General features: G+C 69.8%; 10 protein-coding genes. 5 read left to right on the top strand and 5 right to left on the bottom strand.

Annotated elements, in window-relative coordinates; translation table 11 throughout:
• Positions 1 to 26 precede the first annotated feature (26 nt).
• Both WA670_RS21920 and WA670_RS21915 read right to left on the bottom strand, forming a co-directional pair.
• On the bottom strand, positions 27 to 1466 hold the full coding sequence (locus WA670_RS21920) for an APC family permease (protein WP_336158704.1): 1440 nt from the start codon (positions 1464 to 1466) through the stop codon (positions 27 to 29).
• A gap of 207 nt (positions 1467 to 1673) precedes the next feature.
• Positions 1674 to 2432 (bottom strand): GntR family transcriptional regulator, encoded by a 759-nt coding sequence (locus WA670_RS21915; protein ID WP_238606708.1) that lies wholly within the window; start codon positions 2430 to 2432, stop codon positions 1674 to 1676.
• A 119-nt stretch (positions 2433 to 2551) separates the two neighbouring features.
• On the opposite strand from WA670_RS21915, the gene iolC reads away from it, so the two are divergent.
• From iolC to WA670_RS21890, 5 genes are read left to right on the top strand one after another with little or no spacing between them, the layout of a single operon-like run.
• Positions 2552 to 3499: a 5-dehydro-2-deoxygluconokinase gene (gene iolC, locus WA670_RS21910; protein WP_336158703.1), complete on the top strand. Its 948-nt coding sequence runs from the start codon at positions 2552 to 2554 to the stop codon at positions 3497 to 3499.
• Complete coding sequence (locus WA670_RS21905) at positions 3496 to 4362, top strand: Cgl0159 family (beta/alpha)8-fold protein (protein WP_043827556.1); 867 nt, start codon at positions 3496 to 3498, stop codon at positions 4360 to 4362. The genes iolC and WA670_RS21905 overlap by 4 nt, the downstream gene beginning before the upstream one ends.
• The gene (gene iolB / locus WA670_RS21900; protein ID WP_238606710.1) at positions 4359 to 5165 is read left to right on the top strand and encodes a 5-deoxy-glucuronate isomerase; all 807 of its coding nucleotides are present in this window, start codon (positions 4359 to 4361) and stop codon (positions 5163 to 5165) included. The genes WA670_RS21905 and iolB overlap by 4 nt, the downstream gene beginning before the upstream one ends.
• Positions 5162 to 7027: a 3D-(3,5/4)-trihydroxycyclohexane-1,2-dione acylhydrolase (decyclizing) gene (gene iolD / locus WA670_RS21895; RefSeq protein ID WP_336158702.1), complete on the top strand. Its 1866-nt coding sequence runs from the start codon at positions 5162 to 5164 to the stop codon at positions 7025 to 7027. The genes iolB and iolD overlap by 4 nt, the downstream gene beginning before the upstream one ends.
• A gap of 23 nt (positions 7028 to 7050) precedes the next feature.
• Positions 7051 to 8544 carry a CoA-acylating methylmalonate-semialdehyde dehydrogenase gene (locus WA670_RS21890; RefSeq protein WP_134731595.1) on the top strand — a complete coding sequence of 498 codons (1494 nt, stop codon included), beginning with the start codon at positions 7051 to 7053 and terminating at the stop codon, positions 8542 to 8544.
• Between the two features lie 478 nt (positions 8545 to 9022).
• On the opposite strand, the gene WA670_RS21885 is transcribed toward WA670_RS21890, so the two are convergent.
• The 3 genes from WA670_RS21885 to WA670_RS21875 form a co-directional block, all read right to left on the bottom strand.
• The gene (locus WA670_RS21885; protein WP_134731593.1) at positions 9023 to 9898 is read right to left on the bottom strand and encodes a sugar phosphate isomerase/epimerase family protein; all 876 of its coding nucleotides are present in this window, start codon (positions 9896 to 9898) and stop codon (positions 9023 to 9025) included.
• Positions 9899 to 9965: 67 nt separating this feature from the next.
• Positions 9966 to 10958: a sugar phosphate isomerase/epimerase family protein gene (locus WA670_RS21880; protein WP_336158701.1), complete on the bottom strand. Its 993-nt coding sequence runs from the start codon at positions 10956 to 10958 to the stop codon at positions 9966 to 9968.
• Positions 10955 to 11974 (bottom strand): Gfo/Idh/MocA family oxidoreductase, encoded by a 1020-nt coding sequence (locus WA670_RS21875; protein ID WP_134731588.1) that lies wholly within the window; start codon positions 11972 to 11974, stop codon positions 10955 to 10957. The genes WA670_RS21880 and WA670_RS21875 overlap by 4 nt, the downstream gene beginning before the upstream one ends.
• Positions 11975 to 11991: the final 17 nt, after the last annotated feature.

Below are 11991 nucleotides of genomic sequence, written 5' to 3'. Positions count from 1 at the left end.
GCCTTTCCTTGGTCAGAGGGAAGAAGTCAGACGGGTTCGGTGGCCGGGGCCGGGGTGCCGCGCGGCAGGGTCCGGGGCGAACGCAGAAGCCCGGCGGCGAACACGACGGGCACGATTGCCAGCAGCAGCCACACGGTCGTCGCGCTGCCTCCGGTGAGCACTCCGAAGTTCCGCACCACCTGGCTGAGGATTCCGAGCATCAGCACGGCGGAGAGGACCGGCGCGAGCAGTGTGGTCCAGAGATTGCGTTCGGCGCGGGTGCGCCGGAAGTAGCCGATGACCGCCGCCGAGGTGAGCGTGTACAGCACCACGAGTGTCGCGACGGCCAGCCCGGACAGCCAGCTGAACAGCTGGTTGACCGGGTCCATCCCGGCCGCCGCGAACGGCAGCACCACCACCGCGGCCAGCAGCGACTGCGCCAGCGAGGCCGCGGCCGGCGCCTGGTGCCGGTTGGTGCGCTCCAGGACCGGCGGGAACAGGCTGTGCCCCGCCATGGTGTGGAAATAGCGCGTGATCATGTTGTGGAAGGACAGGATCCCGGCGAACAGCGAGGTCGAGAGCAGCACGTCGGCCGCGGTCCCCGCCCACTCCCCCAGCACGCTGTTGAGCGGCGTCACCGCGAAGGAAGCGGGGTCGGTCTGCAGCGCCGTCCGCGCCGCCTCCTGCGCCTGCCCCGCGCCGTAGAAGCAGACCAGCGTCCAGGTCAGGAACGCGAGGAACACCGCGATCAGGACGACCGCGATGTAGGTCGCGCGAGGCACGGTGCGCCGCGGGTCCTTCGCCTCGCCCGAGTAGATCGCCGTCGATTCGAATCCGAACATCGACGCGATCGCGAACATGATGGCGACTCCGGGCGCGCCGGCCAGCACCGCTTTCGGGCCGAAGCTCGCGGGAACGTCCAAAGCGGACCATCCCTTGGTGACGACCACGCCGACGGCGAACCCGGCCAACAGCAGCAATTCGAACGCAACGAGCACGGCGAGCACACGGGCGCCGAGTTCGATCTTGCGCGAGCCGAGGAACCACACGACGGCGATCGCGCCCGCGACGCAGGCCCACCACGGCACGGAAATGCCCGCGTGCCGGGACAGCAACCCGGACAGGCTGGCCCCGAACAGGCCGTACATCGCGATCTGGATCGCGTTGTAGGACAACAGGGCCAGCGCGGATCCGCCGGAGCCCGCGCGACGGCCGAGCCCCGCCTTGATCACGGCGAAAAAGCCGCCGCGGGTGTCCACGTGTCGGGTGATCGTGGTGAACCCGACCGCGAACAGCACGATCACGACGCCGACGACGAGATAGGCGCCGGGAGCGCCCGCCCCGTCCCCGAGCGCCACGGCGAGCGCGGCCGCGCCCACGATGCTCGTCAGCGGCGCTTGCGCCGACAGGACGAAGAACAGGATTCCGGGAACGCCGAAAGCGTTCCGCTTGAGATCGGTCTGGTGCTGGACTTGCGCGTTCGACATTGAGCGCCTCCGCCGGGAACGGCTCGGCGGCGCCTGCGCCGGCGCCGCTGGTATTGCCGACAACCTTCAGCGCCAGACCCAGAACTTGTCAAGTGGATAGTTTCGCGGATTCATGCACGTTGGCGATGAATCCCGCTGTCTCGCCAGGGGTATCGCGAAGACCGGTTTCGCCCCCGGCCGCCGGACTGTCCGGAATGGACAGTCGCGTCAGGAATTCGCCAGGGAGAGGTTGAACGAGTACCGCGACGCCCGGTACACATGCCATCCGTACTCGACGACCCGGCCCGTCTCGTCGTAGGTCGTGCGCTGCATGGTCAGCAACGCGGCCCCCGGCTTCTCGTCGAGGAGTTCGGCGTCCTCGGCGGTCGCGAGGCGGGCGCCGATGTTCTGCTGCGCGGAGTGCAGGCGCAGCCCGGTCCCGCGCAGCAGCTGATACAGGCCCTTCTCCCGCAGGTCCTCGTCCGACGGGTCGATCAGGCCGTCCGGGAGGTAGTTGTTCATCACCGCGAGCGGTTCGCCGCCCGTCGAGCGGATCCGCTTCAACCGGCGCACGCGCGTCAGCCCCGGGGCTTCCAGCAGCCCGGCGGCCTCCGCGTCGGCGTCCTCCACGCGGTTGCACAGCACCGTCGTCTCCGGCGTTCCGCCCAGCCCGGCGAGGTCGTCGTACAGGCTGCTCAGCCGCAGCGGGCGGGTGACCTTCGTGCGCACCACCTGGGTGCCGACCCCGCGCTTGCGCACCAGCAACCCCTGGTTGACCAGCGACTGGATGGCCTGGCGGACCGTGGGCCGGGACAGCCGCAGCCCGGCCGCGAGGTCCAGTTCGTTCGCCAGCCGCGCGCCCGCCGGCAGGCGGCCGTCCTCGATCGCGGCGTGCAGCTGGCGCGCGACCTGGAAGTACAGCGGTTCGGGGCTGGCCGGATCCACCGCGATCTCGCGCGCGGGGTCCCAAGCCGGACTGGCGTTCATCCTCGGGAGCCTACCGACTCAGGTGCCGATGACCTAATGTCCATATGTCTTGACAAAGTCCCTCAGGGTCCTGCACTGTCAGAGGGCGGAGCCACCGCGGCAGGCAGGAGGACGCGACGATGACCACGGGGTTCGACCTCGTCACGATGGGCCGGATCGGGGTGGACGTCTACCCCGAGCAGATCGGCGTCGGGCTGGAAGACGTCACCTCGTTCGGCAAGTATCTCGGCGGCAGCGCGACCAACGTCGCGGTCGCCGCCGCCCGGTACGGCCGGGCCTCGGCGGTGATCACCAAGACCGGCGACGATCCGTTCGGCCGGTTCCTGCACCGCGCGCTCGCCGGATACGGCGTGGACGACCGGTTCGTCGGGACGTCGCCGCAACTGCCGACGCCGGTGACGTTCTGCGAGATCTTCCCGCCGGACGATTTCCCGCTCTACTTCTACCGTTTCCCGAAAGCGCCCGATCTCGACATTTCCGCCGATGAACTCGACTTCGACGCGATCCGCGCGGCGAAGGTGTTCTGGGTGACGGTGACCGGGCTGTCGCAGGAACCGAGCCGTTCGGCGACGCTGGCGGCGCTGGAGGCCCGTGGTCGCAGGGGGATCACGGTGCTGGACCTCGACTACCGGCCGATGTTCTGGGACTCGCGCGAGCAGGCCCGGGAATGGGTCGGCAAGGCGCTCGAACACGTCACGGTCGCGGTCGGCAACCTCGACGAATGCGACACCGCGGTCGCCGTCCGCGAACCTCGGGAGGCGGCGAAAGCGTTGCGGGACAAGGGGGTCTCGCTCGCCGTGGTGAAGCAGGGCCCGAAGGGCGTGCTCGCGGTGGACGACACCGGCGAGGTCGAGGTGCCGCCGGTGCCGGTGGAGGTCGTCAACGGTCTCGGCGCGGGCGACGCGTTCGGCGGCGCGCTGGTGCACGGGCTGCTGTCCGGCTGGGACACCGCGCGGGTGATGCGGTTCGCGAACGCGGCCGGCTCGCATGTGGCGGGCCAACTGTCCTGTTCGGACGCCATGCCCACCGAAGACCAGGTACTGCGCAAGCTCGGAGGAAACGAATGAACACGGTCGAGCGGATCGTCGCCAAACGCGTGCGCGATCCCGAAGCGATCGCCGAGGCCGCTGCCGTGCGCGTGCGGGCCAAGTCGCCGTTCAACGACAAGGGCCGCACGATGATCATCGCCGCGGACCACCCCGCGCGGGGCGCGAACGCGGTCGGCTCCGATCCGCTGGCGATGGCCGATCGCGGCGAACTGCTGGAGCGGCTGTGCCTCGCGCTGGAACGGCCGGGCGTCACCGGCGTGCTCGCGACCCCGGACATCGTCGACGACCTCCTCCTGCTCGGCGCGCTGGACGGCAAGACGGTCATCGGGTCGATGAACCGCACCGGGCTGGCCGGGTCGAGCTTCGAGATCGACGACCGGTTCGCCTGCTACGACGCGGAAACCATCGCGCGCATGCGGTTCGACGGCGGCAAGACGCTCACCCGGATCTGCCTCTCCGACCCGGCGACGCCGAGCGTCCTGGAGAACACCGCGAAGGCGATCGACGCGCTCGCCGACCGGAAACTCGTCGCGATGGTCGAACCGTTCCTGTCCGAATGGGTCGACGGCCGGATCAAGAACGACCTCTCCCCCGACGCCGTGATCCGCTCGATCACCATCGCGTCCGGGCTCGGCCGCTCGTCGGCCTACACCTGGCTGAAGCTGCCGGTGGTGGCCGAGATGGAGCGGGTGCTGGCGGCCTCGACGCTGCCCGCGGTGCTGCTCGGCGGCGAGGTCAAGGATCCGGACGCGGCGTTCGCGTCCTGGCAGCAGGCGCTCGCGCTGCCGACGGTGCAGGGTCTGGTGGTCGGGCGGTCGCTGCTCTATCCGCACGACGGCGACGTGGCGAAGGCGGTCGATACGGCGGTGGGGTTGCTGTGAACCGGTTCAGTCTCGAAATCACCCCCGAATCGGCCGGATGGGGCTACTCCGGCCTGCGCGTGCTGGAACTCGACGGCGCCGAGACCGTCTCCACCGGCGACGCGGAAACGCTCGTGCTCCCGCTGTCCGGCAGCTGCTCGGTGTCGGTCGACGGCGAGACGTTCGAGCTGGCCGGGCGCACCGGCGTGTTCGACGCGGTCACCGATTTCGCTTACCTGCCCAGGGATGCCGAGGCGACGATCACCGGCCAAGGCAGGTTCGCGCTGCCCTCGGCGAAGACCTCGAAGCGGCTGCCCGCCCGGTACGGCCCCGCCGACGGCGTGCCGACGGAACTGCGCGGCGCGGGGAACTGCAGCCGCCAGGTCAACAACTACTGCCTGCCGCACACCTTCGACGCCGACCAGCTGCTCGTCTGCGAAGTGCTCACGCCGGGCGGGAACTGGTCGTCCTACCCGCCGCACAAGCACGACGAGGCACGCGAGGGCGAAAGCGAACTCGAGGAGATCTACTACTTCGAGGTCGCCGGCGGTGGCATGGGCTACCAGCGCGTCTACGGCACTCCCGACCGCCCGATCGACGTCCTGGAAGAGGTCCGCACCGGCGACGTCGTGCTGATCCCGCACGGCTGGCACGGCCCGTCGATGGCCGCGCCCGGCTACGACCTGTACTACCTCAACGTGATGGCCGGACCCGGACCCGAACGGGCGTGGCTGATCTGCGACGACCCCGCGCACGCGTGGGTCCGCCAAACCTGGGAATCCCAAGACGTCGACCCGCGGCTGCCGTTCGGAGGCGCACGATGAGGCTCACCACCGCGCAAGCCCTGGTGCGGTTCCTGGCCAACCAGTACTCCGAGCGCGACGGCGTCGAACGCCGGCTGATCCCGGGCTGCTTCGGGATCTTCGGGCACGGCAACGTCGCCGGGATCGGCCAAGCGCTGCTGCAGGCGGCTCGCACCGGCTCCGACGACCTGCCGTACTACCTCGCACGCAACGAACAGGGCCAGGTCCACGCCGCGACCGCGTTCGCGAAAATGCGCAACCGGCTCCAGGCCTTCGCCTGCACCGCGTCCACCGGCCCCGGCTCGACGAACATGATCACCGGAGCCGCCCTCGCCACCACGAACCGGCTCCCGGTCCTGCTGCTGCCCAGCGACATGTTCGCCACCCGCGGCCCCGATCCGGTGCTGCAACAGCTGGAGGACACCCGCGGCGGCGACGTCACGGTCAACGACGCGTTCCGCCCGGTGTCGAAGTACTTCGACCGGATCACCCGGCCCGAACAGCTGATCTCCGCCGCCCTCGCCGCCATGCGGGTGCTGACCGACCCGGTCGAGACCGGCGCGGTCACGCTCGCGCTGCCGCAGGACGTCCAAGCCGAAGCCTACGACTGGCCCGAGGAGTTCTTCCGCCGCCGCGTCTGGCACATCGACCGCCCGGTGCCCGAACCGGAAGCACTCGGCCGCGCCGTGGACCTGCTGCGCGCCGCGAAGGCCCCGCTGATCGTCGCGGGCGGCGGCGTCGTGTACTCCGAGGCTTGGGAAGAACTCCGCGCGTTCGCCGCCGCCACGGGGATTCCCGTCGCCGACACGCACGCGGGCAAGGGCGCGGTCCCGTGGGACCACCCGAGCGCGGTCGGCGGCATCGGCTCCACCGGCACGTCCGCCGCCAACGCGCTCGCCGCGGAAGCCGACGTCGTGCTCGGCATCGGCACCCGCTACAGCGACTTCACCACCGCATCCCACACCGTGTTCGGCAATCCGGCCGTGCAGTTCGTGAACCTCAACGTCGCGCGCCTCGACGCCGCGAAGCATTCCGCGGAAATGGTGCTGGCGGACGCGAAACGCGGCATCACCGCCCTGCACGAAGCCCTCGCCGGATGGCAGGTCGACGATGCGTACCGGGCCCGGGCGCGGCTGCTGGCCGACGAATGGAACCGCACCGCCGACGACTGCTTCGCCGTCGGGCACCAGCCGCTGCCCGCGCAGACCGAGATCCTCGGCGCGCTCAACAGCGAACTGGACGACCGAGACGTGGTCATCAACGCCGCCGGCTCGATGCCGGGCGACCTGCAGATGCTCTGGCGGGCCCGGGATCCGAAGGCCTACCACGTCGAATACGCCTACTCGTGCATGGGCTACGAGGTCGCGGCGGGCGTCGGCGCGAAAATGGCCGCGCCCGACCGGGAAGTGGTCGTGCTCGTCGGCGACGGCTCGTACCTGATGATGGCGCAGGAAATCGTCACGATGGTCGCCGAAGGGCTCAAGGTGATCGTCGTGCTCGTGCAGAACCACGGGTTCGCCTCGATCGGGTCGCTGTCGGAATCCCTTGGCTCGCAACGATTCGGCACTTCCTACCGGTACCGTGCCGACAACGGCCTGCTCGAGGGCGGCGTACTGCCCGTCGATCTCGCCGCCAACGCCGCCAGTCTCGGCGCGACGGTGCTCCGCGCGTCCACTGTGGACGAGTTCCGGGCCGCGGTGAAACAGGCCAAGGCGAACTCCACGACCACCGTCGTGCACGTCGAAACCGACCTGCTCGGCCCCAACCCGCCCGGATCGGCGTGGTGGGACGTGCCGGTCAGCGAGGTGTCCGACCTGGACTCGACCCGAGCGGCGCGCGAAACCTACGCCGACGTCAAACGCAAACAGCGCCCGTACCTCTGACCGACCTCTCGACGAGGAGCGAAGTGAACACCATCGAACACTGGATCAACGGCGTCTCCACCCCCGCCGGTTCCACCCGCACCGCGCCGGTCTACGACCCCGCTACCGGCAAACAGCAGTCCGCCGTCCTGCTCGCCGAATCGGCCGACGTGGACACCGCCGTCGCCGCCGCCGCGAAGGCCGCCGAGTCCTGGAGCGAATCCTCGCTCACCCAGCGCACCCGGATCCTCTTCGCCTTCCGCGAACTGCTGGTCAAGCACGAGGACGAGCTCGCCCGCGTCATCTCCAGCGAACACGGCAAGGTCGTCGACGACGCGCGCGGCGAGATCGTGCGCGGCCGCGAGGTCGTCGAATACGCCTGCGGCATCGCCGACGCGCTCAAGGGCAGCTTCTCCGACCAGGTCTCCCGCGGCGTCGACGTGCACGACTTCCGCCAGCCGCTCGGCGTCGTCGCGGGCATCACCCCGTTCAACTTCCCGATCATGGTGCCGCTCTGGATGCACCCGGTCGCCATCGCCGCGGGCAACACCTTCGTGCTCAAGCCCAGCGAACGCGACCCGTCCGCGTCCAACCTGGTCGCGCAGCTCTACGCCGAAGCCGGCCTGCCCGACGGCGTGTTCAACGTCGTGCACGGCGACAAAGTCGCGGTCGACGCCCTGCTGGACCACCCGGACGTGTCCGCGGTGTCGTTCGTCGGCTCCACGCCGATCGCCAAGTACGTGCACGAGCGCGGCACCGCGACCGGCAAACGCGTCCAAGCCCTCGGCGGCGCGAAGAACCACGCCGTCGTGCTGCCCGACGCCGACCTCGAATACGCCGCCAACCACCTCACCGCCGCCGCGTTCGGCTCCGCCGGACAGCGGTGCATGGCGATCTCCGTCGCGGTCGCGGTCGGCGACGCAGGCGACCGGCTGATCGGCGTGCTGGAACGCAAGGCCCGCGAGGTCAAGGTCGGCCCCGGCTCCGACGCCACGAACGACATGGGCCCGGTCGTCACCGCCGCCGCGCGGGACCGCGTGGTCGACGCCGTCGCCCGCGGCGCCGAAGAAGGCGCGACCGTGGTGGTCGACGGACGCGGCCGCTCGGTCGACGGACACGAGGAAGGCTTCTTCGTCGGACCGTCCCTTTTGGACCACGTGACCACCGAAATGCAGGCCTACCGCGAGGAAATCTTCGGCCCTGTGCTCGCGGTCGTCCGAGTGTCCACGGTGGACGAGGCGATCGCGCTCATCAACGCCAACCCGTACGGCAACGGCACCGCCATCTTCACCGGCAGCGGCGAAGCGGCCCGCCGCTTCCAGCGCGGCGTGCATGTCGGCATGATCGGCGTCAACGTGCCCATTCCGGTCCCGATGTCGTACTACTCGTTCGGCGGCTGGAAGGACTCCCTCATCGGCGACAGCCCGATCCACGGCCCGGCCGGAGTGCGGTTCTACACGCGCGCCAAGGTAGTCACCACGCGGTGGCCGGAGACCGAGGCGCACGGGGCGGCGTTCAACTTCCCGACTGCTAACTGAACCACGACGAAGGGGCGCACCCGGCCGGGCGTGCCCCCTTCACTGAGGTTTTCTCGTCAATGCCAGGGACTTAAGCTGGGCGGCTTCGGCCTGCGGACTGTCCGCACAGGACACCAAACCCGCCGAAATGCCCGACTGATATCCGTCTGACCGTATCCGTGAGTCCGTGAGGGGCCCCTTGAGGGAATCAGATTCCCTCAAGGGGTCCCTCACAGACCGCACACCGCGCTTCCGCCCGACCGGCCCGCCTGCCGACAGCCAGCCCAGCCTTCCCGACCCGGGCAGACGCGCTCCCCACGCACCCGCAGGGCCGCCTTAAGTCCCTGGCACTGGAGGTTTTCGCGTACGTGAGGGGAACCCTGAGGGAATCTGATTCCCTCAGGGTTCCCCTCACGTACGCCGGCACCAGCCCAACCGCGCCCCTCGGCCAGAAGCAGCTTCACCCCCACCGCACTACTGAGAAAACCGCACTGTAGCCCTAAAGCTTCCCGCCCCCAAAATGCTTCTCCACCAACCCGACAGCCTTCTCCCGCTGCCGCACCGAAATCTCCTCCGCCCGTTCCTCCCAGCCGAACACACACGACGACACCACCCCGTCAAACCCGACGTCGGCGAGCGCGGCGAAAACCTCGTCGAAATCGACCTCGCCCCGCCCGATCTCGGCATGCTGATGGACCCGGACCGTCGAACCAGGCGGATTCACGATGTACCGCAGCCCGTTCGAGGCAGTGTGGTCGAGGGTGTCAGCGAGGTGCACGTAAGTGACCTTGTCCCCGGCGTCAGCAATGATCCCCGCCGCATCGTTGCCCTGATGGAACGTGTGCGGCGTGCAATAGAGGAACGAGATCCACTCCCGATTGAGCCCCCGCACGAGCCGCACAGCGGCATGGCCGTCCTCGATGAAGTCGTCCGGATGCGGTTCCAGCACCAGCTTCACGCCCTCGCGCTCGAACACCGGGATCAGCTCGTCCATCGAGCGCAGGAACTGGCTCTCGGCGAACTCGGCGGCCTCCGGACGGCCGTTGAACTCCGAGTTCATCGTGTCCACCCCCAGGTCGACCGCGATCTGGATCGCCCGCTTCCACGCGCGCACCGCGGCTTGGCGTTCCTCCTCCCCCGGGCCGGACCAACGCAGCACGGGCAGCACCGAAGCGATGCCCACCCCGGCGTCGGCGGCGCGCTTGCGCAGTTTCGCCACCGTGGCGTCGTCGGCGCGCGGGTGGCCGAAGAACGGGATGAAGTCGGCTTTCGGGGACAGTTCGAGCCACGAGTAGCCCAGGCGCGCCACCACGTCCGGCAGGTCGAGCACGGAATGCGTGGCGTAGAACATCTGCGGGTCGAGAGCGAGTTTCACGATTTCCTCCGGAGAACAGGCGGGGCGGCCGGGAAAGTGCCCCGGCCGCCCCGCGCGTGGATCGGCTTCACAAGTCGCGAGCGGCGGCGTGCAGGTTTTTCGCCGCGAGCGCGAGCCCTTCGGTCTGCGAGTAGGCGGCGTCCTCGTGTTCGATGTTCACCGCGATCCCCGGATCGACCTCCCGCAGCGCGCGCAGGAAACCGGTCCAGTAACCCGTGTCGTGCCCGAGGCCGACCGCGACGAACTTCCACGCCGGGTCCTGCGGCCAGGCCGAGCACCAGTAGCCGATCCCGGTCGGAACCTTGCCTTCCTGCGCAGCGGGCACCCGGGTGAACGACGTGTCCAGCACGCCGCGGACGTCCGCCCCGGGGCAGAGCGTCACGTCCTTCGCCGCGGCGTGGAACACCAGCGGGCCCAGCCACCGGATGCAGGCGAGCACGTCCATGCCCTGCCACATCAGGTGCGACGGGTCCAGTTCCGCGCCGAGGTTCGTCGCGCCGGTCTCGTCGACCAACCGCTTGAGCGTCACCGGCGAGAACGCCAGGTTGTGCGGATGCATCTCGATCGCGACCCGGACGCCGTTTTCCCGGGCCAGCGCGTCGATCTCGTTCCAGAACTCGGCCGCGACGTCCCACTGGTAGTCCAGCACGTCCAGGTACACGCCGTCCCACGGGTTCACCACCCACGACGGGTATTTCGCGTCCGGGTCGGAGCCGGGAGTGCCGGACATGGTCACGACATTCCGCACGCCGAGCAGCCCTGCCAGCCGGATGCTGCGGCGCAGGTCCTCGGCGTGTTTCGGCCCGACGCCCGGGAGCGGGTTGAGCGGATTCCCGTTGCAGTTCAACGCTGTCAGCTCGATGCCGCGCTCCGCGAACGCCGCCAGGTACTCGCGGCGCGCCGAGGCCGAGGACAGCAGCAGGTCGACCGGGCAGTGCGGGGCCGGGAGGAATCCGCCGCTGTTCACCTCCGCCGAGGTCAATCCGTTGGCCCGCAGCACGTCGAGCGCCTCGGCCAGGGTGTGGTCGTGCAGGCAAGCGGTGTAGGCGCCCAGCTTCACCGCTCGTCCCCGGCGTAGAAGGCGGGCCGGTCCTTCATCGTCACCCCGACCACCCGGCCGGTGTGCAGGGCCTCCACCGTCGCGTCGGTGATCACCGTCGCGGCGTAACCGTCCCAAGAGGACGGTCCGGCCGGTTCGCGGCCGGCCGCGAGCGTGTCGATCCATTCCTGGAATTCGACGTCGAACGCCGCGGCGAACCGCTGCTTCCAGTCCTGGAGCACCGCCACCCGGCTCGACCCGGCGGTGCGCACGGCGGGACTCGCCGGATCGGGCAGCCGGACCAGCCCGGTCTCGCCCACCGTCTCGCACTGGATGTCGTAGCCGTACTGGCAGTTCACGAACACCTCGAGGTCGATCCGCACCCCGGCCGCGGTCTCGAACAGCATGATCTGCGGGTCCCGCAGGTGCGGGAACCGGTTCCCCGTCGACCGCGGCGTGAGCACCTGCGCGGACACGATCTCGTCGGACAGCAGCCAGCGCAGCACGTCGATCTCGTGCACGGCGGTGTCCTGCGCGGCCATCTCCGAGTGGTAGCTCTCCGGCACCGTCGCGTTGCGGTGCGCGCAGTGCACCATCAGCGGCGTGCCGATCTCGCCCGCGTCCAGCACGCGTTTCATCTCGCGGTACCCCGCGTCGTAGCGGCGCATGAACCCGACCTGCACGAGCCGGCGGCCGAAGGCCTGCTCGGCCTCGACGATCCGCAGGCAGTCCTCCGCCGTGGTGGCCAGCGGCTTCTCGCAGAACACCGGCTTCCCCGCGGCGATCGCCGCCAGGACGTGCTCCGCGTGCGTCGGCCCCCACGACGTGACGACCACAGCGTCCACATCGGACTGTCCGATCAGGTCAGCTCCGTCGGCCGCTGCCCGGGCACCGACCGCCTCGGCGACCCGCGCAGCCCGTTCGGCGTCGAGGTCGGCCACGGCGACCACCTCGGCTCCGGCGACCACGTCGGTCAGCCGCCGGACGTGGTCCTGCCCGATCATCCCGGCCCCGATCACTCCCACGCGTACGGTCACGGCGGGTTCTCCCTTCA

Origin of the sequence: Amycolatopsis sp. VC5-11, from assembly GCF_037034185.1 — a bacterium.
Lineage (GTDB): Bacteria > Actinomycetota > Actinomycetes > Mycobacteriales > Pseudonocardiaceae > Amycolatopsis > Amycolatopsis nivea.
The sequence above is the reverse complement of the archived record's forward strand: the minus strand, read 5'-3'. Positions and strand labels throughout refer to the sequence as shown.

Coding starts and splice junctions, on each gene's coding strand:
- WA670_RS21920 (WP_336158704.1), bottom strand. CDS start 1,466: ATGTCGAACGCGCAAGTCCAGCACCAGACCGATCTCAAGCGGAACGCT.
- WA670_RS21915 (WP_238606708.1), bottom strand. CDS start 2,432: ATGAACGCCAGTCCGGCTTGGGACCCCGCGCGCGAGATCGCGGTGGAT.
- iolC (WP_336158703.1), top strand. CDS start 2,552: ATGACCACGGGGTTCGACCTCGTCACGATGGGCCGGATCGGGGTGGAC.
- WA670_RS21905 (WP_043827556.1), top strand. CDS start 3,496: ATGAACACGGTCGAGCGGATCGTCGCCAAACGCGTGCGCGATCCCGAA.
- iolD (WP_336158702.1), top strand. CDS start 5,162: ATGAGGCTCACCACCGCGCAAGCCCTGGTGCGGTTCCTGGCCAACCAG.